At 63.5% G+C, this 24,991-nt stretch carries 22 protein-coding genes; 6 read left to right on the top strand and 16 right to left on the bottom strand.

Features of this window, described 5'->3' with window-relative positions:
- The first annotated feature begins 133 nt into the window (after positions 1–133).
- The gene (locus FJ414_RS23145; RefSeq protein WP_140646711.1) at positions 134–1,006 is read left to right on the top strand and encodes an ATP-binding protein; all 873 of its coding nucleotides are present in this window, start codon (positions 134–136) and stop codon (positions 1,004–1,006) included.
- Positions 1,007–1,141: 135 nt separating this feature from the next.
- Here the strand turns inward: FJ414_RS23145 and FJ414_RS23140 are convergent, their stop codons facing one another.
- Entirely contained in the window at positions 1,142–2,653 is a 1,512-nt protein-coding gene (locus FJ414_RS23140) for a peptidoglycan DD-metalloendopeptidase family protein (RefSeq protein WP_140646710.1), read from the bottom strand.
- A gap of 382 nt (positions 2,654–3,035) precedes the next feature.
- On the opposite strand from FJ414_RS23140, the gene FJ414_RS23135 reads away from it, so the two are divergent.
- Positions 3,036–3,743 carry an outer membrane beta-barrel protein gene (locus FJ414_RS23135; protein ID WP_140646709.1) on the top strand — a complete coding sequence of 236 codons (708 nt, stop codon included), beginning with the start codon at positions 3,036–3,038 and terminating at the stop codon, positions 3,741–3,743.
- 110 nt (positions 3,744–3,853) lie between these two features.
- Here the strand turns inward: FJ414_RS23135 and FJ414_RS23130 are convergent, their stop codons facing one another.
- From FJ414_RS23130 to FJ414_RS23075, 12 genes are all read right to left on the bottom strand, one after another.
- Positions 3,854–4,507, bottom strand: a complete 654-nt coding sequence (locus FJ414_RS23130; RefSeq protein WP_140646708.1) for a protein-L-isoaspartate(D-aspartate) O-methyltransferase — start codon at positions 4,505–4,507, stop codon at positions 3,854–3,856.
- A gap of 30 nt (positions 4,508–4,537) precedes the next feature.
- On the bottom strand, positions 4,538–5,296 hold the full coding sequence (gene surE / locus FJ414_RS23125) for a 5'/3'-nucleotidase SurE (RefSeq protein ID WP_140646707.1): 759 nt from the start codon (positions 5,294–5,296) through the stop codon (positions 4,538–4,540).
- A 4-nt stretch (positions 5,297–5,300) separates the two neighbouring features.
- Positions 5,301–6,926, bottom strand: a complete 1,626-nt coding sequence (gene serS, locus FJ414_RS23120) for a serine--tRNA ligase (RefSeq protein WP_140646706.1) — start codon at positions 6,924–6,926, stop codon at positions 5,301–5,303.
- A 190-nt stretch (positions 6,927–7,116) separates the two neighbouring features.
- Positions 7,117–7,980, bottom strand: coding sequence for a twin-arginine translocase subunit TatC (gene tatC / locus FJ414_RS23115; RefSeq protein WP_140646705.1), 864 nt, complete (start codon positions 7,978–7,980; stop codon positions 7,117–7,119).
- The gene (gene tatB, locus FJ414_RS23110; protein WP_140646704.1) at positions 7,977–8,690 is read right to left on the bottom strand and encodes a Sec-independent protein translocase protein TatB; all 714 of its coding nucleotides are present in this window, start codon (positions 8,688–8,690) and stop codon (positions 7,977–7,979) included. Before tatB ends, tatC begins: the two co-directional genes overlap by 4 nt.
- Before the next feature lie 83 nt (positions 8,691–8,773).
- Positions 8,774–8,992, bottom strand: coding sequence for a twin-arginine translocase TatA/TatE family subunit (locus FJ414_RS23105; protein WP_027167260.1), 219 nt, complete (start codon positions 8,990–8,992; stop codon positions 8,774–8,776).
- Between the two features lie 179 nt (positions 8,993–9,171).
- Positions 9,172–9,927: an SMC-Scp complex subunit ScpB gene (scpB, locus tag FJ414_RS23100; RefSeq protein WP_095765016.1), complete on the bottom strand. Its 756-nt coding sequence runs from the start codon at positions 9,925–9,927 to the stop codon at positions 9,172–9,174.
- The gene (locus tag FJ414_RS23095) at positions 9,924–10,724 is read right to left on the bottom strand and encodes a ScpA family protein (RefSeq protein ID WP_140646762.1); all 801 of its coding nucleotides are present in this window, start codon (positions 10,722–10,724) and stop codon (positions 9,924–9,926) included. The genes scpB and FJ414_RS23095 overlap by 4 nt, the downstream gene beginning before the upstream one ends.
- Positions 10,725–10,786: 62 nt before the next feature.
- Positions 10,787–11,806 (bottom strand): beta-N-acetylhexosaminidase, encoded by a 1,020-nt coding sequence (nagZ, locus tag FJ414_RS23090; RefSeq protein ID WP_140646703.1) that lies wholly within the window; start codon positions 11,804–11,806, stop codon positions 10,787–10,789.
- A gap of 132 nt (positions 11,807–11,938) precedes the next feature.
- Positions 11,939–15,403: an SPOR domain-containing protein gene (locus FJ414_RS23085; protein WP_140646702.1), complete on the bottom strand. Its 3,465-nt coding sequence runs from the start codon at positions 15,401–15,403 to the stop codon at positions 11,939–11,941.
- A 103-nt stretch (positions 15,404–15,506) separates the two neighbouring features.
- Entirely contained in the window at positions 15,507–17,264 is a 1,758-nt protein-coding gene (gene argS, locus FJ414_RS23080; RefSeq protein WP_140646701.1) for an arginine--tRNA ligase, read from the bottom strand.
- A 61-nt stretch (positions 17,265–17,325) separates the two neighbouring features.
- A complete protein-coding gene (locus FJ414_RS23075; protein WP_140646700.1) occupies positions 17,326–18,555 on the bottom strand; it encodes a deoxyguanosinetriphosphate triphosphohydrolase in 1,230 nt (409 codons plus the stop codon).
- Positions 18,556–18,625: 70 nt separating this feature from the next.
- On the opposite strand from FJ414_RS23075, the gene erpA reads away from it, so the two are divergent.
- The 4 genes from erpA to FJ414_RS23055 all read left to right on the top strand — a co-directional run bounded on the left by erpA (position 18,626) and on the right by FJ414_RS23055 (position 20,537).
- A complete protein-coding gene (gene erpA / locus FJ414_RS23070; RefSeq protein WP_140646699.1) occupies positions 18,626–18,973 on the top strand; it encodes an iron-sulfur cluster insertion protein ErpA in 348 nt (115 codons plus the stop codon).
- 4 nt (positions 18,974–18,977) lie between these two features.
- Positions 18,978–19,370, top strand: coding sequence for a VOC family protein (locus FJ414_RS23065; protein ID WP_140646698.1), 393 nt, complete (start codon positions 18,978–18,980; stop codon positions 19,368–19,370).
- Positions 19,371–19,377: 7 nt separating this feature from the next.
- Positions 19,378–20,172, top strand: a complete 795-nt coding sequence (xth, locus tag FJ414_RS23060) for an exodeoxyribonuclease III (RefSeq protein WP_095765010.1) — start codon at positions 19,378–19,380, stop codon at positions 20,170–20,172.
- A 71-nt stretch (positions 20,173–20,243) separates the two neighbouring features.
- On the top strand, positions 20,244–20,537 hold the full coding sequence (locus tag FJ414_RS23055) for a hypothetical protein (RefSeq protein WP_140646697.1): 294 nt from the start codon (positions 20,244–20,246) through the stop codon (positions 20,535–20,537).
- 323 nt (positions 20,538–20,860) lie between these two features.
- Here the strand turns inward: FJ414_RS23055 and FJ414_RS23050 are convergent, their stop codons facing one another.
- From FJ414_RS23050 to FJ414_RS23040, 3 genes are all read right to left on the bottom strand, one after another.
- Complete coding sequence (locus FJ414_RS23050; protein WP_140646696.1) at positions 20,861–21,700, bottom strand: tetratricopeptide repeat protein; 840 nt, start codon at positions 21,698–21,700, stop codon at positions 20,861–20,863.
- Positions 21,687–23,411 carry a dihydroxy-acid dehydratase gene (ilvD, locus tag FJ414_RS23045; RefSeq protein ID WP_140646761.1) on the bottom strand — a complete coding sequence of 575 codons (1,725 nt, stop codon included), beginning with the start codon at positions 23,409–23,411 and terminating at the stop codon, positions 21,687–21,689. Before ilvD ends, FJ414_RS23050 begins: the two co-directional genes overlap by 14 nt.
- A 290-nt stretch (positions 23,412–23,701) precedes the next feature.
- Positions 23,702–24,946, bottom strand: coding sequence for an OmpP1/FadL family transporter (locus FJ414_RS23040; protein WP_140646695.1), 1,245 nt, complete (start codon positions 24,944–24,946; stop codon positions 23,702–23,704).
- Positions 24,947–24,991: the final 45 nt, after the last annotated feature.

Here is a 24,991-nt window from a genome sequence, read left to right as displayed (position 1 = left end):
AGAGCGTCGCAGCGGAAGCCGCTTCGAGGCCACCGAAAAGATCATGCTCCAACAAAAGCTTGGACCTGGTTCTTGCAGCGACGCCGTGGAAGCTGCTCCCACATGCTGAAATATCACAACAAAAAGACCTGATATGACCGACAGCCTGGATACATTGAACAAGAAACTCGACCGCCTGATCGAAGCGGTTTCCCGCCTCGCCCCGCCGCCGGTTCCGCAGACCGACCTAGGCGTTGCCGACTGCTTCGTCTGGCAGGCGGACCCTGGCTTTCTGGAACCGGTGCGCAAGGTCAATCGCGTCGACATCGGCCTGATCCGCGGCGTCGACCGCGTGCGCGATATCCTGCGCGACAACACCGAGCGCTTCGCATCCGGCTATGCGGCCAACAACGTGCTTTTGTGGGGCGCGCGCGGCATGGGCAAATCATCCCTGGTCAAGGCCGTGCATGCCACCGTCAACGCCTCCGACAAGCTCGACCGGCCGCTGAAGCTGATCGAGATCCACCGCGAGGACATCGACACGCTGCCCAAGCTGATGGGCCTCCTGAAGGCAGCGCCCTACCGCTTCATCCTCTTCTGCGACGACCTCTCCTTCGACCATGACGACACGTCATACAAGTCGCTGAAGGCGGCGCTCGAAGGCGGCGTCGAGGGCCGCCCCGCCAACGTCATCTTCTACGCCACGTCCAACCGGCGGCATCTGTTGCCGCGCGACATGATCGACAATGAGCGCTCGACCGCCATCAACCCCTCGGAAGCGGTGGAGGAAAAAGTCTCGCTTTCCGACCGTTTCGGCCTGTGGCTCGGCTTCCACAAATGCTCGCAGGACGAGTATCTCGACATGATCGACGGCTATGTCCGCTATCACGGCCTGGCGACCGACCCCGAGCAGCTGCGCGCCGAGGCGCTGGAATGGGCAACCACGCGCGGCAGCCGCTCCGGGCGTGTCGCCTGGCAGTTCACCCAGGACCTCGCCGGCCGGCTTGGCAAGCCGCTGAAGGATTAGGCCTGGCCATGATCGCGAACCGAGCCTTCGGTTCTCACGGCCAAAGCAAAAACTGAAAAAGCCCGCTCCTTGCGGAGCGGGCTGAAGACGGCGGGGCGGACTGGAGGTCAGGCGGCCCGCAAAACGGTTCTTGTTCTATTCGAGATAGCCGGTCGGATCGACCGGGGCCGAATTCTTGCGCACTTCGAAGTGCAGCTTGGGCGAGTCGGTCGTGCCGCTCATGCCCGACAGCGCGATCTCCTGGCCGCGCTTGACCTTCTGGCCGCGCTGCACCTCGATCGAGCTTGCGTGGCCATAGACGGTGACCAGGCCGTTCTCGTGCCGCACCAGCACGGTGTTGCCGAATTCCTTGAGACCGTCGCCGGCATAGATGACGACGCCGTTCTCGGCCGCCTTGATCGGCGTTCCTTCCGGCACCGCGATGTCGACGCCGTCCTTGCCGGAACCGAAGCCGGAGATCACGCGGCCGCGCACCGGCCAGCGCATCTTGCCGATGCCGGTCGCGTCGGGCGCCACCGCATCGTCGTCCTCGGCCTGCTGGATGACCTTGGCGTCTTTCTTCGGCGGCGTATAGGAGGCGAGCGTCTGCGACGGCGTGGTCTTCGCCGGCGGCGGCGTCGTCGCGGTTGTCACAGGATCGACGGCAGGCTTGGCAGCGGCAGACTTGGCGGATGCCACGACCGTGCCGCCGGCCGGAACCTTGAGCGTCTGGCCGATCTTGAGGAGGCCGTCCTGCATGCCGTTGGCCTGCTTCAGCGCCACGACGCTGACGCCGGTCTTCCTGGCGATCGAGGACAGCGAGTCGCCCTGCTGCACGGTGTAGGAGCCGCCGGCGCCAGCCGGCTTGGCCTCGGCCATCCGCGGCACGGGCTTGGGGTTCTTCGAGCCGCTGGCCGCGGCCGATGCATCGACCTGAGCGGCCGACTTGCCGTCCTTGACCTTGGGCTGCTGCGGCAGCACAGCGACCTTTTCCGGCACGGGCTGCTTCGGCGTGTTCGTCGGCTTGCCTTCGGCGACCCTTGGCTCCGTCTTGCTGGAATAGGCATAGGCGGGAATGACGATCTTCTGGCCGCTGCGAATGCCCTTCTTCGGATCGATCCCGTTGACCTTGGCGATGGCATCGGCCGGCACATGGTAGTGCGCTGCCAGGCCCGAAAGTGTCTCGCCGTCCCGCACCACGATTTCGGTCGCGTGCGGCGCAGCGCTCGCATCGGGCTCGGCGGTCTTGAACGGCTTGGCCGCGGCAACCGTGCCGGTGGCCGTCCTGTCGAGATGCGGCGCAGGAGCAAGCGCCGGAGCCGGCGCGAGGGCGGGAGCCGAAGCGGTACGCATCGGCTTTGCCGCAGCCGGCGCCGACGGAGGCGGCAGTTGCTGGGCGGTGACCGGCTCGAGGCTGGAGCGGCTCACCGACTGGGTGTGGGTGCCGTCAACCGGCGCAGGCGCGACAGTGTCGCCCGGATAGGGCTGGTCGACATTCTGCTTGTTGATGATGGCACGCTGATTGTTGGTGGAGGATGTGAAGACATCATCGACACCGTTGAAGCGCATCGACTGGGAACTGCACCCGGCCGCCGCGCCGGCAATCATCAGGACAGCGCAACCGCGCGCCAGATTGCGTCTGTTTGCCTTCAAGTGATTGAATTGCATCGCACTAACCCGCACAGACCCGGTACAAACTGGCTGTAATTAAAGCGCGTTAATGTTACTGGCCGGTTAACCCATTAGAATCCGGCGAAAATTTTCTTAAAACATTGGCGGAAATTTTGGCGCGGCCAAAATCCGGGCGACGGCGACGCGGACATCCCGGCTTTCCGGCGCATTCGCGGCTGGTTCTTGGGACCGTGGGCTTCGCTTCATTTGCCGGGCCGGGAACAAAGTTCAATCGCCGAACATCGAAGTGATCGGCCCGGACGCCGCAGTCTCCTATCCAAGTATAGTTTGGATTCAAATATTCCCGAGTGTTGCTTCCAGGTAACGGGATTTCCGGATCGAGTTCCGATACCGTCAGGGAACTTGGGAGGGTCCTTCAATGAAATGTTTTCTCGTCGCCGCGGCGTTTGCCGCTGCCTTGGCCGCGGCTGCGCCTGCATCCGCCGCCGATCTCACCGAAACGCCTGTCGCCGCGAGCTATGACTGGAGTGGCTTCTACATCGGCGCCAATGGCGGCTGGGGATCGAGCCACTCATGCTGGGACGCTCAACTTGCCGGCCTGTCTTTCAGTGAGGGCTGTCGCAACGCCACCGGCGGCACCGTCGGCGCACAGCTTGGCTATCGCTGGCAGCGCAACGACTGGGTGTTCGGGCTCGAAGCGCAAGGCAATTGGGCCGATCTGAAGGGTTCCAATGTCAGCGAATTCATTCCCCCTTTTATAGATCGTTCCCGCGTCGACTGGTTTGGGCTGCTGACGGCCCAGGTCGGATACAGCGTCGACAACGCTCTCTTTTACGTCAAAGGCGGCGCGGCCGTGACTCACGACCGTTTTGAGGTCCTCTTTCCCCCGGATATCCCCGCTGGCAAGACCGGCGATCAGACCCGGTGGGGCGGCGCGCTGGGCGCGGGCCTCGAATACGGCTTCGCCCCGAATTGGTCACTCGCAATCGAATACGATCACCTGTTCATGCCCGACAAGACCACTGCTTTCGCGGCCGTCGGGCTGCCCTTTCCGTTCGGCACGGATCGGATCGGCCAGGACGTCGATCTGGTCGGCTTGCGGCTGAACTTCCACTGGAACGGTTGAGAAAAGCTAATGCATGTCGCGCAAAAGTGTGCAGCGGTTTTGCGATAACGACATGCATGAAAACAAAGCCTTAAAGCGCGTCGCCTGAATCCGTTTCGACGCGACGCGCTTTAGATCACCGCGGCGATGCTGCGCAGGATCGGCTGCAGCCTGACCATGCCGATGTCCTCGCGCTCGAAGCGGCTGCCCACCTTGGTGAGTTTGGCCAGCACCTGCTCGCCCTCCTCCGGGCCGATCGGCGCGATGACGATGCCGCCGCTCGACAGTTGGTCGAGCAGGAAGCGCGGCAGGTTGTCGAAGGCCGCCCAGGCGACGATGCGGTCGAACGGCCCTTCATTGGGCAGGCCGTTGGAGCCATCGGCCTGGCGGGTGATGACGTTGCTGATGGCAAGCGCCTCGAAGCGCTGCTTGGCCTGCTCGGTCAGGGTTTTGTAGCGGTCGATGGTGATGATGCGCGCCGCAAGCCGCGACATGACGGCTGCCGTGTAACCCGAGCCGGTGCCGATCTCGAGCACGCGATTGCCCGGCTCGATGTGAAGCGCTGCGATCACCGCCGCCTGCAGATCGGCGCCCTCGATTGCTTCGCCGCATTCGATCGGCAGCATGCCGTCCGACCAGGCGATCGCATGGAACTGGGCCGACAGGAAACCACGCCTTGGCGTCGCCTCGAAGGCCGCGACCAGCGCTTTCGGCGCCGTGCCCCTGCCCCGCAGCCTGAGCAGGAAAGCGGCGAAACCTTCGCGGTCGTCCATGCCCGTGTTCATGCCAAAACCGTGTTCATGCCAACGCCTTGTTCATGACAGCGCCTTGGTCAGCTGGTCGCGGAGTTCATGGGCGGTGAGGTCGAGTTGCAGCGGCGTCACCGACACCAGCCGGTTGCGCATTGCATAAAGGTCCGTGCCCTTCTTGCCTTCGACCGGCTCGCGGCCGAAACGCAGCCAGTAGTAAGGCAGGCCGCGCCCGTCGCGCCGCTCGTCGACCCACAGGCTGTGCACCAGCTTGCCCTGCGCGGTGACGACGGTGCCCTCCACTTCGTCGGGGGCGCAGTTGGGGAAATTGACATTGAGCAGCACGCCTTCCGGCAGCGGCGTTTCCACCAGGCGCTTGAGCAGCGCCGGCGCCAGCGCCTCGGTCGTCTCGTAAGGAACGACGCGGTCCTCGCCGACATAGGAATAGGCCTGGCTGACCGCGATCGAGCGCACGCCGAGCAGCGCTCCTTCCATGGCGCCCGCAACGGTGCCGGAATAGGTGACGTCGTCGGCGATGTTGGCACCGGAATTGACGCCGGACAGGATCAGGTCCGGCGGTCCGGGCAGGATCTTTTTCGTGCCCATGATGACGCAGTCGGTCGGCGTGCCGCGCACGGCGTAATGCTTCTCGCCGATCTTGCGCAGCCGGAGCGGCTCCGAAATCGACAGCGAATGCGCATAGCCGGACTGGTCCTGCTCGGGCGCCACCACCCAGACATCGTCCGACAGCGTGCGGGCTATGCGTTCGAGCGACGCCAGCCCCTCAGCGTGGATGCCGTCATCGTTGGTCAGGAGAATGCGCATGCGGTCACTTCGATTCGATCTTGGTAAGACCACCCATGTAAGGCCGCAGCACTTCAGGAATGGTTACGCTGCCATCCTCATTCTGGTAGTTTTCGATGACGGCTATGAGAGCGCGGCCGACCGCGGTGCCCGAGCCGTTCAACGTATGGACGAAGCGATTGCCCTTGCCGTCCTTGTCCTTGTAGCGGGCATCCATGCGCCTGGCCTGGAAATCGCCGCAGACCGAGCAGGACGAGATTTCGCGATAGGCGTTCTGCCCCGGCAGCCAGACCTCGATGTCGTAGGTCTTGCGCGCGCCGAAACCCATGTCGCCGGTGCATAGCGTCACCGTGCGGAACGGCAGTTCTAGTTTTTTCAAAACCGCCTCGGCGCACTCCGTCATGCGCTCATGTTCTTTGATCGAGTTCTCTTGGTCGGTGATCGAGACCAGCTCTACCTTGTAGAACTGGTGCTGGCGAAGCATGCCCCGCGTGTCGCGGCCGGCCGAGCCTGCTTCAAGACGGAAACAAGGCGTCAGTGCTACGTATCGAAGAGGCAATGAATCACTATCGAGAATTTGACCACGCACCATGTTCGTGAGAGGCACCTCTGCAGTTGGGATCATCCAAAGTTTGGTAGGCGTTCCCTGTTTCGTGTTCTTTGCTTGCCTCTCCAAAGCACGCTTCCATCGAGGCGATGGGAGCTTAACATCAGATTGCGCCAACGCATTGAGAGCTACGCTATACACAAAATCCTGAGAGAAATTATCTTTGAGAGAATTAATGACAGAGCTAAATGATTGTATCTTGGTATTAGCGCTATTCTTCTTAAAGTTCTGAAAAAGGAAAACAGAGCTCTTTAAAGCTTTTTCTAACTGATCTACCTGCCTCTTTTCAGTACTAAAAAATAAGTCCTCTCCAAACTTTGGAAGCTGACCAGTACCATACATAGCATCAGAGTTGACCAGTAGTGGCGGCTGTATCTCGGTATATTCGTGCTCGTTAGTATGCAGGTTGAGCATGAACTGGCCAAGCGCGCGCTCCAGGCGCGCCAGTCCACCCTTCAGCACCGTGAAACGGGAGCCGGAAAGTTTTGCCGCCCGCTCGAAATCCATCATGCCAAGCGCTTCGCCAATTTCGAAGTGCTCCCGCGGACGAGGGGCGTTTGAGAGGCTAGTTTCCGAATGTTTTACGAACGGAAAACTCGGAGGCCTCATCGCAAGCGGCTTCTCCAAGTCTAGAAAGTCTCTCGGAAATCTGTGCCTCTCCTCGTTATTGTGTTCGTCCTTGCCGACCGGCACGTCGTCGAGCGGCACGTTGGGCAGCACGGCAAGCGCGTCGTCCAGCGCCTTGTCGAGCTCGCGCTCGCGCGCCTCGCCATTCTGGATGAACACCTTGATGTCGCTAACTTCGCCCTTGAGCTTCTCGGCAAGCGCTAAATCGCCCGAACGCATGGCGTTGCCGATCTCCTTCGAGGCGGCGTTGCGACGCTCCTGCTTGACCTGCAGCTCGCTGAGATGCGAACGCCGCGCCTCGTCCTTCGCGACCAGATCGTCGACCGTGGACTGCGCCTCGCCCGCCGGCCACGAGCGCTTCACCAGCGCCTCGACAAGGGCCTTCGGGTTGTCGCGAATCCATTTGATGTCAAGCATGGTCGATCCTCAAACTAATGCATGTCGCCCACAAGTGCGCCGCGGTTCTGGGCAACGACATGCATGAAAATAGAGACTTAAACCGCGTCGCGCGCTTTAAGGATCGAGGGCGTAAACCGCATCCGTCGTCGATGCAAGACGGCGGGTAAATGGACCGCTGCGATTTCCTGCCCAGGCGGCGCCGTTTAGGTCAGGAGGCCGAGGTGTCCGGCGTGTCGCTCGAAACCGAACTCCCCGCCTCCGCCTGCTCGCGCGCCAGGCGGTCGCGCGCCTGGGCGCGCTCGATCATGCGCGAGGACCAGATGGCGACCTCGTAGAGGATGATGGTCGGAATGGCGAGGCCGCACTGGCTCATCGGATCGGGCGGCGTCAGCACCGCCGCAACGACGAAGGAAAGGACGATCGCCCATTTGCGCTTCTCGGCCAGCGCCTGCGACGACAATATGCCGACGCGCGTCAAAAGGCTGGTCACCACCGGCAACTGGAACACCAGGCCGAAGGAGAAGATCAGAGTCATGATCAGGCTGAGATATTCCGACACCTTCGGCAGCAGCGAGATCTGCACCTGGTCGTTGGTGCCGGTCTGCTGCATGGCCAGGAAGAACCACATCACCATCGGGGTGAAGAAGAAATAGACCAGCGAGGCGCCCATCAGGAATAGGATGGGCGAGGCGATCAGGAACGGCAGGAAGGCGCTGCGCTCGTTCTTGTAGAGGCCCGGCGCGATGAACTTGTAGATCTGCGTGGCAATCAGCGGGAAAGCGATCACCATGCCGCCGAACATGGCGAGCTTCACCTGGGTGAAGAAGAACTCCTGTGGCGCGGTGTAGATCAGCTCGACCTTGTGCGGGTCGAGGCCTGCCCATTGCGTCGCCCATTTGAAAGGGATGACCAAAAGGTTGAACAGGCGCTTGGCGAAGAAGAAGCAGACGAGAAAGGCGACAAAGAAGCCGCCCAGCGACCAGATCAGCCGGCGGCGCAGCTCGATCAGGTGTTCGATCAGCGGCGCGGACGATTTTTCGATTTCTTCCTTTTCCTTGTCCGAAACGCTCACTTGGTGTCGCCCGCCATCTTCTTGCTGTCGGTTGCCTTCTTCGCCGTGGCTGGCTTTGCCTCAGCCTTGGGCGCCGCCTTCCTGGCGGGCGCGGCGACTTTAACCGAGGCCGATGAGGGTTTGGCCGGCGCCTTTGCGGCCGGTGCCTTCGCTGCCGCAACTGCCTTTGCCGTGGCGCCAGTCGTCTTTGCCTTGACGGTCGCAGCCTTTTTCGCCGGCCGGGCCGGCGCGGCGGTCTCGGAAACCGGTGCGGTGACGGAGGCGTCGGTCATGGCAGGGAAGACCGGAGTGGCTGAGGCAGCCTCGGTTCCGTTGGTGCCGGGCATGTCCGTCGCGCCGTTCTTGAGCGGCTCGGCGGCCTGCGGAGTCTCTGCCGCCGCTGCTGTCGGATCGGCGGCCGGCTTGGGCTTCATCATCGTATCGACGCCGGACCGCACGTCGGCCGCTGCCTGCTCGAACGGATTGAGCTGCTTGCGCACCTCGTTCAGCGGATTGAGACCGCGAAGGCTATCGATCGAACTCTTGACGTCATCGAGTTCGGCTTCCTTCAGCGCCTCGTTGAACTGCTTCTGGAAGTCGCCGGCCATGGCGCGCAATTTCGCCGCGGTGCGGCCGAAGGTGCGCAGCATGTTGGGCAAATCCTTAGGCCCGACGACCACGATCATGACGACCGCGATCACCAGCAGTTCGCTCCAACCGACTTCAAACATGACAATCTATTCCGACGAGTGCCTGCCGCCCAAAAATGCGAAGCGGTTTTGGGACAACGGCATGCTCAAACCAACAACCGGGATCAGCTCTTGCTGACCTTTTCCTTGGCCGGCGAAACAGTCTCGTCAGCGCGATGTTCGACGGTACGCTTGTCGTCGGCGTCGTCGTCGGCCATGCCCTTCTTGAAGCTCTTGATGCCCTTGGCCATGTCGCCCATCAGTTCCGGGATCTTGCCGCGGCCGAACACCAGAAGCACGATGACCAGCACGATCATCCAGTGCCAAATCGAAAATGAACCCATTGCTATTCTCTCTCGAATGTTTTCCCTGGCGATGATCTATGCGTTTTCGCTCGGGGATTCAAACACAACCGCTAGGAAGTTGATAAAATGGCTAGCGGATGTCACGCACTTTCGGCGTGAGCGGCTTGCTACCAATCCGCGCAGCCTCTGCTAATAGACCATTCGCGGCGATTTGATGGTCACTCGTCAGTGACGCGCGGCGTCAACAGCCCGAGTTCCTCGAGGTCGATATCGGTCAGCGCGTCCTCGTCTTCGGCGAGCGCATCGGGATCGGCCGGCGGCACCGGCATCGAGAAATTGGCCGGCATGCGCGTCGAGAGCAGGCCAGCGCCCTTCAGCTCCTCCATGCCGGGCAGATCGCGGATCTCTTCCAGCGCGAAATGATCCAGGAAAGCGTCGGTGGTGCCATAGGTCACAGGCCGCCCGGGCGTGCGGCGGCGGCCGCGCATCCTGACCCACTCCGTTTCGAGCAGCGTATCGAGTGTGCCTTTCGACGTCTCGACGCCTCTAATGTCTTCGATCTCGGCGCGCGTCACCGGCTGGTGATAGGCGATGATCGCCAGCACTTCGAGGGCCGCGCGCGAAAGCTTTCTCTGCTGGACCGAGTCCCGGCTCATCAGGAAAGCCAGGTCGCCTGCGGTGCGGAAAGCCCAGGCATCGCCGACCCGTACCAGGTTTACGCCGCGCTTGGCATAGATTTCCTGCAGATCCGCCATTGCGGCGGCAATGTTCACGCCTTCCGGCAGGCGCGCGGCAAGCTGCTTTTCGCTGACCGGCTCGGCGCTGGCGAAAATGATCGCCTCGGCCATGCGCACGGCTTCCGACAATTGCAGCCGCTCGGCCGGGTTCTCGATGGAACCCTGCTCCGCCATCTCGTCTTCCGGTTCGTCCTCGACCTTGAACGGGATGACCGAAGCGTTGGCGCGTTCGCTCATGATACCACCTCGACTGCCCTTACCCCTTGCGCGCGGCCGCGCAGATAGATCGGCGCGAACACCTGGTCCTGCCGCATGTCCAATTTGCCCTCGCGCACCATTTCCAGCGTCGCCGCGAAGGAACTGGCCATCGCCGTGCGCTTCTCTTCCGGCGCGGCCAGATATTCGATCAGAAAACTGTCGAGCGTCGTCCAGTCGCCGACCGAGCCGATCAGCCGCGCCAGCACCTCACGCGCATCCTTCAACGACCAAACGGCGCGCCGGGCGATCGTCACATTGTTGATCGCTTGCTTCTGGCGCTGCTGCGCATAGGCGGTGAGCAGGTCGTAGAGCGAGGCCGAAAAGCTGTTGCGCTTCTCGATGATCACCATTTCCGGCATGCCGCGCGAAAAGACGTCGCGGCCGAGACGGTTGCGGTTGACCAGATGCGCCGCGGCGTCGCGCATGGCTTCCAGCCGCTTCAGCCGGAATTGCAGCACCGCCGCGAGTTCCTCGCCGCTTTCGCCCTCTTCGCCCGGCTGCTTCGGGATCAGCAGCTTCGATTTCAGGAAGGCGAGCCACGCCGCCATCACCAGATAGTCGGCGGCAAGCTCGAGTCTCAGCGCCCGCACCTTCTCGACGAAGGCCAGATATTGCTCGGCGAGCGCCAGGATCGAAATGCGCGCCAGATCCACCTTCTGGTTGCGGGCTAGATGCAAGAGAAGATCGAGCGGACCTTCGAAGCCGGCCACATCGACGACCAGCGACGGGTCGCCGGTCAGGCGTGAATCGTCGTTCTCGGCCCACAGACGGTCCATCGGTGCGGCCTTCGCGGCCCTGCCTTCCAATGTCTCCGCCACTTGCCCTTCGTCCCTTCGGTTCAGGCCACCGCTTCGAAATAGGTGGCGAATTCTGCGCGTATCGCCGTTTCGTCGGCGACGTCGCGATCCTTTATATAGGTCAGCGCCCGCTCGGCTCTCGCCAAGGACTTGCCCGACAGCGCCGTCGTGCGCGAGGCGATCCCCGACATCTCCTCGAAAACGCCGTTGCAGTGAAGGACGAGATCGCAGCCGGCCGCAAGGATCGAGGCCGCCTTTGTCGGGAAATCCCCAGAAAGTGCCTTCATCGAGGTGTCGTCGCTCATCAGCAGCCCGTCGAAGCCGATCTCGCCGCGGATCACCTGATCGACGACCTTGGCGGATGTGGTCGCCGGATTGTCGGGGTCGACGGCGCTGTAGACGACATGCGCCGTCATCGCCATCGGCAGTTCCCTGAGCGCCTTGAACGGGGCGAAATCATGCCGGCGGAGCTCCTCCAGCGGCGTATCGACGGTCGGCAGCGCGAAATGCGTGTCGGCAAAGGCGCGGCCGTGGCCGGGAATATGCTTCATCACCGGCAGCACGCCGCCGGACATCAGCCCCTCGGCCGAAGCCCGGCCAAGCTCGATCGCGGCATTGGGCTCCTTGCCATAGGCGCGCGCGCCGATGACGTCGCTGGCGCCTTCGACCGGCACATCGAGCACTGGCAGGCAGTCGGCGGTGATGCCTAGGCGCGAGAGATCGAAGGCATGCAGTCGCGCCATCAGCCAGGCGGCGCGGCGGCCGGCCTCGCGATCGTCGCGCCACAACGCGCCAAGCGCGCCGCCGGCCGGATAGTTCGGCGCCAGCGGCGGACGCAGCCGCTGCACCCGGCCGCCTTCCTGGTCGATGAAGACCGGAGCGTCCGGGCGGCCGACGCTGTCGCGCATCGAGGCGACAAGGTCGCGGATCTGCCCGGCTTCGCCGATGTTGCGCGCAAACAGGATGAAGCCCCAGGGACGTTCATCGCGATAGAAGCGAATTTCGTCTTCGGCGAGGGATTTCCCGGCGCAGCCGAGGATCATGGATTTTGATTCGCTCATGCACCAAAGCTTAAGGCTTTGGGCGGGCAAAGGGAATCACCCCTGCCCTTCGACCAGCCAAAGCCCACAACCGTCCACAACGAAAAGCCGGCGCGGCCTTGCGGCGGCGCCGGCTTTGGAAGCTGAAACCTGTCAGCGCGATACGAAGCAGTTGCCGCCGGCCGCCTTGTAGCTGGTGCAAAGGTTGATCGCATCGTTGCGCGACTGGGCCGGAACGCGGACGCGGTAGAAGGTGCCCTTGCCCGCGACCTCGGCCTTGACGATGTTGGCGGTGCGGCCGGAGAGCACGCTGCCGTAGCGGCGTTGCAGATCCTGATAGGTCGACTGCGCACTTTCGACCGTCGGCTGTGAGGCGATCTGCATCGACCACGAGCCGCCGCCGGCAGCTACCGCCGGATCGATCGAAGCGACCTGGTCCGGCTTGACCTCACCGACGATATCGACCGGCTGGTCGGACGGACGCGCCGGCGCCACCGGCACCACCGCCGGCGTGTTGGCCGACTGAGCCTTGGCTTCAACCTTCTTCGCGGGCTTCGCCGGCTTGGCGGCAGGCGCATCGGCCTGGTCCGCGTCGGAAGCCACGGTTCCCGTCTGCTGGCCGTCGGAGGCCGGCGCGACATGCTGCGGCATCGGATCGCTCGGCTCGGCCGCCGCGACCTTTGGCGCGGCCGGGGCCGGGTCTTCACGCGGCACCAGCGAGCCGTCAGGCTTCACCATCATGGTCTTCACCTTGCGCGGCGCGACGGCGACGACGTCGTTGTTGACGGTGTTGTCGGCATCCTGCTGCAGCACCTGGGCGATGCGGTCTTCCGCCTTCGGCGCCGGCGCTGCCGGCTGCGCGCTTGCCGGCGCGGCAGGTTGCGCGCTTTGCGGCGCGGCAGGTTGCGCGCTTTGCGGCACGGTCGCTTGCGCGACGCCAGGCAGGGCTGTAGCTGAATCGTCGGCGGCGTCAGTGCCGGCCGCGGCGTCGTTGTCGTTGGGCGCGAGATCGACGACCCGGCTCGGCGGCGGTTCCTTCGATGCCAGGTCCACGGGCTGCTCGGTGGTGTTCACCAGCTTCTGCTGCACCGGCTCGGCGGGCTTGGCCGCGCCAGCGCCCTTGGCCACCGCGTCATAAACCTTGTTGTCCTGGTTCGGCACCACCGTGCCGCCCGGATTTTCGGGCTTCACCTTGATCGGCGAATTGTCGGCCTTGACGATAATTGGAGCCTCGCTGCCGCCCTTGCCGCCGAAGGAGAAGGCCAGCGCGCCAAGGCCGCCGAGAACCACCACGGCGCCGACCAGCGCCGCGATCATCACGCCGCGCCGGCGCGGCTGCGCCGCCTCGCGCTCGGCAAGCCCGGGGATCGCCATCGCTTCCTCGAGCTCGGGATCGTAGTCGAGCTCATCGGCGGCGAAATCCTCCGCCTGAGAAACCGGCCGGCTGCCGGGCAGGTCGCCGGCGTCGTAATCGTTGGCGACGGCAAACGACGCCGGGGCTACCGGAGCCGCCGGAGCCTCGGTGCGCAAGTCGCGACGGTCATAACCGTTGAAGCCGGCGCTGTAGGATTCGTCATCATAGCCCCGGTTCTGCGCGGGCGCCGACGCGATCTCCGTCGCATTCATGTCGGTGAGCAGGCTGGCGAATTCCGCATCGAGATCGTCATAAGCGGGCGCCGCCGGCTGATCTTCCTCGAAGCTGAGCTCCGGAATGTCGAGGTCGTCCGCGAGCGCGACCACGCGCTCCGGCACATCGACCGTCTCGACATCCGGCACATCTTCGTGCTGGCGAAGCGGCGACGAAGGCACCGGCGGCTGCGCCGGCATGGCATAGGCGGAATAATCCGTCGCCGGTTCGCTGCGGTAGGCTGGCGCCGCCACCTGCACTGGCGCTGAAGGCGCGGCCATCTGCGCCGGAGCCGAGGGCGCCGGCTGCGCGGCAAACGAAGCCTGCACCGGCGGAGCCGAGGTCGGGGTCGAACGGCTCCACGACTTGCCTGATTCCGTAGGCGTCGAATGCAGCCAATCGGAGGAGTTTACCGGAGACCTTGCCGTGGCGGCAGCTGCCTGTTCAGCTTCGATGCTCTTGGCGAAAGCAGCGCCGAAATCGTCATCGAAATCAACATCGGCCTCGGTTTTGGCCGAGCTTGAGAAATCCTGGCGATCGAGTTCGCTGGCAAGCAGGTCGTCCATGTCGCTTTCTGCCGGCTGAGCGCCCTGCCCGTTCTGCGCCGACTGGTGCTCGTCGAGATCCCAGTCGAGATCATCAGCCGCCGCCTTCCCGCCAGCGTAGCTCGCGGATTCCGCAACCAGACGTGGCGCGGGAGCGGGCTCCTTGACCGCGGGCATCGGTCGCGCGGTCATCGCGCCGAGCAGCGCATTGAGCTCGTCTTCCAGGCTTCGTTCGCTGGCCGCCGGCCTCGCCGGTTCGACGGCGGCGACAGGCGAAACCAGCGCGGCGGCGACAGGCGGAACCGGAGCGGCGACGACAGGAGCCGGCTCGACCGCGGCAGCAGGCTCGACGGCCGGAGCTTGCGGCTCCTCGTTCAGCGCATCGCGGAAACTCAGTTCGAAATCGTCATCGAGGGTCAGCGCCGCGGCAGGTTCAGGCGCGGCGAACTCCGGCTCGGCGGCGAAATGGGCCATCTCGGTCGCTGCCTCGACCATCGGCGCCGGGTCATCGTCAACCGCCGGCTCCGGCTCCTGAAAATCCTGAGCCTGGCCGAGATTGACATCGACATCGGTCATCGTCTGGTCGAAGTGACCGGCAAAATCGTCCTCGGAAATCAGCGGATCGGCCGCGGAGACTTCGACCGGCTCGACGGCTTGCGCCTGCTGCTCCGGCTCGTGGCTCTCAAACGACAGCTCGTCTTCGAGCGACATCTGAACGGCATTGTCGAAATCGGCGTTGAACGCCTCTTCACTTGCGGCTTGCACGGCTTCGACGGCGGCCTGACGGGCGTCAGCCGGCTCGTGATAGTCGAGATTGGCGGGTTCGTGATGGTCGAGCTGGAAATCCTGGTCCAGCGAAGCCGCCATTTCCTGATCGATAGGAAGTTCGTCTTCGAGCGGCGAGGCATCCAGCGAACTGGCGACGGCCTTGTCGAAATCATCGTCAAAAGCGACTTCCGGCTCGGGAGCTTCTTGTGGCTCCGGCGCGAAATGCGGCTCAGCTGCAAAATGCGCCTCCGGCGCGCCTTCCGGCTCCGGCGCGAAATCCGCCTCCGGCACATGGGCCACGGCGAAATCGGCATGATCCGCCGCGTCGTCGAACACGAAATCCTGCTCGAAGGACGCAGTCAGCTCGTCGTCATTCGCGGCGGAGCTGGCGGCCTCGAAAGCCGGCTCATAGCCGATCTGATGCAGGGCAGCCTGCTGAGCGACCGGCTCGCTTTCCTCGACGGAATCGAACTCTCCCATCAACTCCTTTTCGAGGTCGATGTCGAAATCGTCCGCCGCTGGAGCCTGATTGGCCGGCGCGGCCTTCTCGACCGCAGGAGCCGGCTGCCGCACCGGCTGGCGCGGGTCGAAACCCATGATCCGGGTCAGTTCCGCGAACGGATCATCGTCGGCGATGTCGTTGTGGTCGGCTACTTTCAGCGGGGTTCTGTCTGCCATTATTGTTCCCGAACTCGCACACAGTCGGACGCCATGGACGTCGCGCAGGGTTGGCCCTTACCAGCGCAATGTGGGCAAAAGGTGACAGGTTTTTTAGTTAAACCTAACGCATTTCAGTGGGCGCGTCTGCCCCGATCAGCGTCAGGCCGGAGGTCAAAACATCCGAAACAGCCTGCACCAGCCCTAGTCTGGCATAGGTTGATTCTCGGTCGTTAACCTTAACAAAACGTAAGTCCTGGTTGTCGTGGCCGCGATTCCACTGTGCATGGAAGCCGGAAGCCAGATCGTAGAGGTAGAATGCGAGCCGGTGAGGCTCCAGCGAAAGCGCCGCGGATTCGATCAACCTTGGATATTCAGCCAGCTTCCGGATCAGCGCGATTTCGCCCTCGTCGGTCAGCGCAGCCACGGAAGCCGCCAGCCGGTTGCGGTCGAAATTCGCCTCGCCGAGCTGCTCGCTCGCCTGCCTGAAAACGGAATGGCAGCGCGCCGACGCGTACTGCACATAGAACACCGGATTGTCCTTCGACTGCTCCGTGACCTTGGCGAAGTCGAAATCGAGCGGCGCATCGTTCTTGCGGTAAAGCATCATGAAGCGGATCGGGTCGCGGCCGACCTCTTCCACCACATCGCGCAGGGTGACGAAATCGCCGGACCGCTTCGACATCCGGACAGGCTCGCCGTCGCGGAACAGTTTCACGAGCTGGCAAAGCAGCACGGTGAGCTTGACCGTGTCGCCTGCAACCGCCCGCGCCAGCGCCTCCAGCCGCTTCACATAGCCGCCATGGTCGGCGCCGAGCACATAGATCAGGTCGACGAAGCCGCGCTCGACCTTGTCCTTCAGATAGGCGACGTCGGCGGCGAAATAGGTGAACGAGCCATCGGACTTGACCAGCGCCCGGTCCATGTCGTCGCCGACCGCCGTCGAGCGGAATAGCGTCTGCTCGCGGTCTTCCCAGTCGTCCGGCTTCTCGCCCTTGGGCGGCGGCAGCTTGCCCTTGTAGATGTGCCCTTTCAGCGTCAGGTCGGCGATCGCCGCCCGGATTCTCTTGGCGTTGTCGGCATGCAGCGTGCGCTCGGAGAAGAACACGTCGTGATGCACGTTGAGCAGCGCCAGATCCTCACGGATCATCGCCATCATCGCGTCGACGGTGCGGTCCTTGACGATCGCCAGCGCTTCCTCTTCCGGCATCTGCAGCAGGCCGCGGCCGAATTCCTTGGCCAGCGCCTGGCCGACGGGGACCAGATAGTCGCCCGGATAGAGACCGGACGGGATCTCGCCGATATCGTCGCCGAGCGCCTCGCGATAGCGCAGGAACGCCGAGCGGCCGAGCACGTCGATCTGCGAGCCGGCGTCGTTGATGACATATTCCTTGGTCACGTCGTAGCCGGCGAAGGCCATCAGATTGGCCAAGGTGTCGCCGACCACGGCGCCCCGGCAATGGCCGACATGCATAGGGCCAGTCGGGTTAGCCGAAACATATTCGACATTGGCCTTGCGGCCGCCGCCGATGGTCGAGCGGCCATAGTTGCGCCCCTCGCCGAGCAACGTCGTCAGATGCGCGTGCCAGAACGCGTCCTTGAGCCTGAGATTGACGAAGCCCGGCCCGGCGATCTCGGCCGAGGCGACGTCTGCATCGGCGCGGAGCGCTTCGGCCAGCCTTTCGGCAAGCGCGCGCGGGTTCTGTCCAGTGGGCTTGGCCAGCACCATCGCCGCATTGGTAGCGAGATCGCCATGGCTTGCATCGCGCGGCGGCTCGACCGCGACACGCGAGAGGTCGAGCGCAGCCCCCTCCTTGTCCTTGAGATCAAGGGCTTCGACGGCCTTTACGATCCGCGCGTTGAAATCGGCGAAGATATTCATTGGATATGCTCTGGGCTTTAAGAGACGACCGGCAGCGTGGCCGGCAAAATCGAGGCTCGCCCTAGCTCAAATCGGGCGTATGGTCAAACAGACGCCGATGTTCCTTGAGCGCATAGGTGTCGGTCATGCCGGCCAGGAAGTCGGCGACGCTGCGCGCCTTGATGCGATCCTCGGCCCTGTCGAGCCCTTCGCGCCAGCCGTCGGGCATGGCGCGCGGATCGGCGAAATAGACGTCGAACAGCTCGCGCACGATGCGCTCGGCCTCGGCTCGCACCCGCATCACTTCCGGGTGCCGGTAGAGATGCTTGTAGAGGAAAGCCTTCAATTCCTTTTCGGCCGCGGCCATCCCTGGCGAAAAGGTCACCAGGGTCTCGCCCGCCGCGCGCACCGCATCGGCGCTGTCCGGTTTGAGACGCTCGACATTGGCAGCGGTCGATGCAATGACATCCTCGACCATCAGCGTGATCTGCCGGCGCAACAGTTCGTGGCCGGTGCGGACATCGTCGAGCTGAGGATATTTGGCGCGCACACCGTCCAGGATCGAGCCCGGCAGGCCGACGCCTTGCAGCATGTCCAGCGTCAGCAGTCCGGCGCGCAGGCCATCGTCGATGTCATGGGTGTTGTAGGCGATGTCGTCGGCGATCGCGGCGCACTGCGCCTCGATGCCGGCGAAGCGGTCGAGCTCGAGGTCGTGCAGTTCGGAATAGTCGCGGATCGCCTGCGGCACCGGACCTTTGAGCCCCTTCCCGCTCGCATCGGTCAACGGGCCGTTATGCTTGACCAGCCCTTCCAGCATTTCCCACGTGAGGTTCAGACCGTCGAACTCGGCATAGCGCCGCTCGAGCCGCGTGACCACGCGCAGCGACTGGGCGTTGTGGTCGAAGCCGCCCCAGGCGGCCATCTTCTCGTTGAGCGCGTCCTCTCCCGTATGGCCGAAGGGCGTGTGGCCGAAATCATGGACAAGGGCGACTGCTTCGGCGAGATCCTCGTCGCCGCGCAGCGCCCGCGCCAGTGCTCGTGCGATCTGCGCCACCTCGATTGAATGCGTCAGCCGCGTGCGGAAGTGATCGCCCTCATGCGCCACGAACACCTGCGTCTTGTGCTTCAGCCGGCGGAATGCGGTGGAATGGATGATGCGGTCGCGGTCGCGCTGGAACGGCGTGCGGGTCGGACTCTCGGCCTCCTCGAACAGGCGTCCGCGCGAGCGCGCCGGATCGCTCGCATAGACCGCGCGCGGCCGATAGCCGAACCCGATGTCGCCGAGAGCATCCTTGCCCTGCCGCTCGTCCATTGATCCACCAGTTGACTTGGCCACGCCCGCTTCATACCTATCATGTGAAACCGAAAGCAAGGTGACGCCGATGGGCGCGGATGCCAAGACTGCCATGAAGGTCGAAATGACCGATGCCGCGGCCAAGCGGATCGCCAGGATCGTTGCCGGCGAACCGGGCAAGACGGCGTTGCGCGTCTCCGTCGAAGGCGGCGGTTGCTCCGGCTTTTCCTACAAATTCGATCTCGTCGGCAGCCGCAACGATGACGATGTCGCCATCGAGAAGGACGGCGCGACCGTCCTGATCGACGACCTCTCGCTGGTCTATATGGGCGGCTCGGTGATCGACTTCGTCGACGATCTGATGGGCCAGTCCTTCCAGATCAGGAACCCCAACGCGGTCGCGTCCTGCGGCTGCGGCACCAGCTTCTCCATATAGCCCAATGCCTGCCATCGGCGCGGTCCGTCAGGTCGCGCTCTCGGCTGGCCGCGACCTCGATGCGACGCTTGCTTTCTGGCGCGACGTGCTCAGTCTGAACCTGCACGCCCGCTACGACCCGCCCGGTATTGCCTTCATTATGGCCGGTGATGTACGCCTGCTCTTCACCGACGGCGTGCCGGCCGGAACCGTCTATTTCGACATCACCGGCCTCGAAGCCTTCTACGCGGAAGCGAAAGCCGCGGGCATTCCCTTCACCGCTCCGCCGACGCTCGTCCACCGCGACACCGAGGGGCAGTTCGGCCCGGCGGGAGAAAGCGAATGGATGGCCTTTCTAAAGGATCCCGCAGGCAATACGATCGGCCTGGTCGAACGCCTGCCGTCCGAAGAGCTTTGAGGTCCTCATGAAGATCGTCACCTGGAACATCAACGGCGTTCGCGCCCGCATCGGCAACCTCACCCACTGGCTGACCGAAAGCGCGCCGGACATCGTGTGCCTGCAGGAGATCAAGACGGTCGACGACCAGTTCCCGCGCGCCGAGATCGAGGCGCTGGGCTACAATGTCGAGACCAACGGCCAGAAGAGTTTTAACGGCGTCGCTCTTCTGTCGAAGCTTCCCTTCGACGAGGTCAACCGCGGCCTGCCGGGCGACGATGCGGATGATCATGCCCGCTTCATCGAAGGCGTTTTTTCCACCGACCAGGGCGCCTTGCGCGTCGCTTCGCTTTATCTGCCGAACGGCAATCCGGTCGACGATGAACGGAAGTTTTCTTACAAGCTCGCCTGGATGGCGCGGCTGGAGCGTTGGGCGCAGGAGCGGCTGCGCCTCGAGGAAGCGCTGGTGCTGGCTGGCGACTACAACGTCATTCCCGAGCCCGCCGATGCCCGGTTTCCCGAAAACTGGCTGGGTGACGCGCTCTTCCAGCCGCAGACGAGGCAGGCCTTCCGCCGGCTGAAGAATCTCGGCTTCACCGAAGCTGTGCGCGCCGTGACCGACTCGGCCGGCGTCTACACCTTCTGGGATTATCAGGCCGGCGCCTGGCAGAAGAACAACGGCATCCGCATCGACCACCTGCTGCTCTCGCCCGAAGCCGCCAACCGCTTCTCGTCGGCCTCGGTGGAAAAGCACGTCCGCGCCTGGGAAAAGCCGTCCGACCACGTGCCGGTCGCTATCGACCTCAGCCTTCAGCCCGCCTGAGACGTTGCCAGGCTCCCGGACCCAGTATCGCCACAAATCCCGTCTTTGATGCGGCTTGCTGTGGGGGTTGAATGGCAATCCGATTTCTTTTCTGGCCAGCCGGCCTTGCCTTGGCGCTTGCCGCGCCGACGCCGTTGCTGGCGGCGCCAACCTGTCTTGCCAACGGCAAGTCCTTCAACGTCGGCGAGACGGCGTGCCTGATGCTGGCCGGCGAGAGCTACCTCGCCCGTTGCGACATGGTTCTCAACAACACGTCCTGGACCAGGATTAAGGACGAATGTCCGGGCGAAGCGCCAAAGCCGCACCCGACGTCGCTTTCCACCCCGACGCCCGGCCAGACGCCGACGGAGCCGACCGAGAACTGAGGCTTCGTTGATCTCCCCACCATCCAGGTTACGCTATGCACACATCTTCTGTGACTGGCGCGACTGATCAGGCCGAGGCTTGATTGCCAGGTGGTTCCCCCAATCCGTCGCCGCTTCGCAGCGCCACCTTTCCCCCCTCCGGAGGGAAAGGAAGGGAGCGTTGCCGGACGGGCGTTGACGGCAAAAAAGCTTGGCGCCTTTCCTCTACCCCGTCGATCGGGGGAGAGGTGGCTCGGCGAAGCCGAGACGGAGTGGGGGTCGACCAGCGCTGCATTAGCCATTGCATGCGCCAAGCTGCCATGCACGCTATCGCCAACCTGCGCTTACTGGTCGCCGTTGTTGCCCTTGGTCAGGATATCGTCGGCGAGCGAGATCGCGGTCCGGCGATCGGCCTCGCCGGCCGCGGCGAACGCCTCTTCCTGCATGTTGCGGATCCAGGGCTGGTCGGCCGCCGGAGCCCGCTCGAGTGCGGCCGTCATCATCGCCAGGCCGCGCACCACCTTGCCGCTCTGGAACAGGAGGTTGCCGAGCGTCGCCTGCGCGCCGGCATGGCCCTTCTCGGCCGCGAGTTGCAGCCAGCGGCCGGCTTGCTTGACGCTGGCCTTCACGCCGCCCTCGCCCTTGAGGAACATCTGGCCGATCTCGAACTGTGCGTTCGGATTGCGGTAGTTGGCGGCGGCGCGCATGTAATATTCCTGCGCCGCGACGTCGTTCTCCTCGACCGGCGTGCCGGGAATGCCCTTGCGCAGATAGTCGCCCAGCGCCACCAGCGCGTCCGACACATAGCTCTCTTCCGGCGAGCCGGGCTCGACATCCTGATCGACGATTTCCGAGAAGAACTTGAAGGCGGCGTAGTCGTCGCGCGTCACGCCGTCGCCTTCGGCATACATGCGCGCAAGCTTCCAGGTGGCGCCGATCTGGCCGTTCTCGGCAGCGTATTTATAGGCTTCGACCGCCTGTTCCTTATGGCCGCTCTTGTAGGCGGAGAAGCCGAACTGGAATACCGCCCAGGGGCTCGACTGCGGCTTCACGCCGGTCTTGTCGTCGAACACCTTGTCGTCGAAGGCCATGGCCTGCCCGACGGCGCCCAAGGTCGCGCCAAGACCGGCGATCACGACCAGTGCCGAAAAGACAGACGACCTCAACACCTCAGATGTCCGCATAGCAGTGCGTTTCTTCTGCGGCGCCCGGATGGGTCACCGCGCCGTCGCGGGCCGGCCCTACGGCCTGCGCATATTTCCAGATCGCGCCGGACTGATAGTCGGTCTTTCGCGCCTTCCAACTCTTTGCCCGGGCCGCCAGCTCGGCGTCCGACAGGGCCACTTCGATCGTGCCTTTCACGGCGTCGATCGAGATCACTTCGCCGTCCTTAATCAGCCCGATCGGCCCGCCGACCGCCGCCTCCGGCCCGACATGGCCGATGCAGAAGCCGCGCGTGGCGCCGGAGAAGCGCCCGTCGGTGATCAGCGCCACCTTGCCGCCCATGCCCTGGCCGTAGAGTGCGGCCGTCGTCGACAGCATCTCGCGCATGCCCGGACCGCCGCGCGGCCCCTCGTAGCGGATAACGAGAACCTCGCCTTCGCGGTAGTTGCGCTGCGTGACCGCTTCGAAGCACTCCTCTTCCGAATCGAAGCAACGCGCCGGACCGGAGAATTTCAGTTCCGACATGCCCGCGACCTTCACGATCGCACCTTCGGGGGCAAGGTTGCCCTTCAAGCCCACAACGCCGCCTGTCTTGGTGATTGGCCGATTGGCGGGACGCACAACATCCTGGCTCTCATTCCAGGCAACGTGCTCCATATTTTCGGCCAAAGTGCGGCCAGTGACCGTCATGCAGTCGCCATGCAGATAGCCATGGTCGAGCAGCGTCTTCATTAGGAGCGGAATGCCGCCGGCCTCGAACATGTCCTTGGCGACATATTTGCCGCCCGGCTTGAGGTCGGCGATGTAGGGCGTCTTCTCGAAGATCGCCGCTACGTCGAACAGGTCGAACTTGATGCCGGCCTCATGCGCGATCGCCGGCAGATGCAGCGCCGCATTGGTCGAGCCGCCGGTGGCCGACACCACGGTCGCCGCGTTCTCCAGCGCCTTGCGCGTGACGATGTCGCGCGGCCGGATGTTCTTGGCGATCAGCTCCATCACCTTTTCGCCCGAAGCGAAATTGAAGCGGTCGCGCATTTCGTAGGGCGCCGGCGCGCCGCAGGAATAGGGCAGCGCGAGGCCAATTGCTTCAGCAACGGTCGCCATCGTGTTGGCGGTGAACTGGGCGCCGCAGGAACCGGCGGAAGGACAGGCCGCCTGCTCGATCTCGAGCAATTCGGCATCGCTGATCGTGCCGACCGAATGCTGGCCGACCGCCTCGAACACGTCCTGCACGGTGATCTGCCGGCCGCGATAGCTGCCGGGCAGGATCGAGCCGCCATAGATGAAGATCGAGGGCACGTTGAGACGCACCATCGCCATCATCATGCCGGGCAGCGACTTGTCACAGCCGGCGAGTCCGACAAGGGCATCGTAGCAATGGCCGCGCATGGTGAGCTCGACCGAATCGGCGATCACCTCACGCGACACCAGCGACGACTTCATGCCCTGGTGGCCCATGGCGATGCCGTCGGTGACGGTGATGGTGCAGAACTCGCGCGGCGTGCCGTTGGCGGCCGCAACGCCCTTCTTGACCACTTGCGCCTGGCGCATCAGCGAGATGTTGCAGGGCGCCGCTTCGTTCCAGCAGCTGGCGACGCCGACCAAAGGCTGCGCGATCTCGGCCGCCGACAGGCCCATAGCATAGAGGTACGAACGATGCGGCGCGCGCGCCGGACCAACGGTCACGTGGCGGCTGGGCAGCTTGGCCTTGGAGATTGCCTTGGCGTCCATCATCGTCCTTGCCGCACACCCCGCGGCCGGTCCCCTCGCCGCGCCAACCTGGCACGCATCCCGGGACATATCTCGGGTGCTCCGGGTTTATGGCGGGAAATGGGCAGGTCCCTCTGTCAGACTTCTACAGCAGGGGTTGTTCAGAAAGTGTTGCCGAAACGTCACAATCGCATCGGGCGCCGGTTCGCGACGAATCTGCAACAGCGGGTTGAAGGGGCGAAGCCGAAGCGTCATTGACCCAACAAAAAAGGCCGAGCACTGCCCGGCCTTTTTGATGAATTTTCAGAAACTTAGAACTTGATCTTGATTCCGCCTGAAATCGCCGTGATCAGATCATTGCCGACGTCATAGGTAGCGTCTTCGCCCGCGGTATAGCCATTCTCGTCGGTAAGCGTGCCAGAATGGCCGCTGGTCATGACGCCGATAGCACCAGCCAAGCGTAGCTCGATGTTTGGCCGAGGCGTGTAGGCAACACCGCCGCCGAGCGTCCAGGTATCGGTTTGGACGCCATAGCCGTGCGACGTGCCGCGATCCCAGGTAAGCTGACCAGCGGCGCTCCATTCATCATTGAACTTGTGACCTATGCCGCCGGAAACGGTCCAGCCGTCGCGATACATCAGGTCGAGAGAGGTAAGCCGAACCGGAAGGGGAGAAACGGTTGTACACGCAGCCAAACCTTTGGTCTGTTCGGAACAGATCGGAACACTTTGCAGAGTGCTCCAGTTAACCCACTTGATCGAACCAAAGGCCAGCCAGCCGGGAGCGATACCCGACTGCAATTTCAACTCGACCGAGTCAGGCATGTACTGCGTCGAGCCATAGATTGGCGTGGCTGTGGTCCCTCCCAAGCCGTCCGGCAAAGTCAGCGTTCCAGAGATGTTGTCAAGCTTGACCTGCGAATTGTAGACCAAGCTGGCCCGAAGCGCGATCTCAGGGATTTCGTAGGCAATACCGGCTCGCCAGCCCCAGCCGCTGGCCTCTAGGTCGACGCGACCAATCGGTGACGGCCCAAATGGATTGAAGCCCACCAAGCTTTCCTTGAAGCCTGAAATGTCCTGATAAAACACGCCGCCGATAAAACGTAGCTGGCCCTTGCCGGCATCAAACTTGTAGGAGCATGTACCGGCGTAGTTATTGCTCTTAATATCCGTTTCGACGTTCGAAAAAGCGCCATTCCACGACGCGCCAGGGGCGGTGTGGGCGCCCCAAGGCTGTGAATAGTCGACCATACAGTCGACGCCTTGAACAACTTGGGCTTTGACCCCAATGCGCGGTACCCAATAGGGCTCGGCCCCATCTGCCGTGGAACTGAGAAAGTTGAAGCCCCCCGGACCAGTCGCATTCTTGTACTTGCGATCCGGCATCACATAGGTCGCTTCAGCTTCCGTCGCGACCTGCGAAGGATCGAAAAGCAGGTCGATGTCGTAGCCGCCGCGCTCTAGGCCGCCGGCATGCGCGGGATGCATCGCCGCGCCGATCAACGCGATCGAAAAGCAGCCTGCCCCCGCCAGAGCTTTGAGCCGCAAGATGTTCATGGAAATCCCTCCCCGAAATACAAGTGGCTCAAAGCTAGAACCAAT

The sequence above is a fragment of the Mesorhizobium sp. B3-1-6 genome, from assembly GCF_006439555.1.
Taxonomy (GTDB): Bacteria; Pseudomonadota; Alphaproteobacteria; order Rhizobiales; family Rhizobiaceae; genus Mesorhizobium.
Note: the sequence above shows the minus strand (reverse complement) of the source record. Positions and strands in the feature narration are given on the sequence as shown.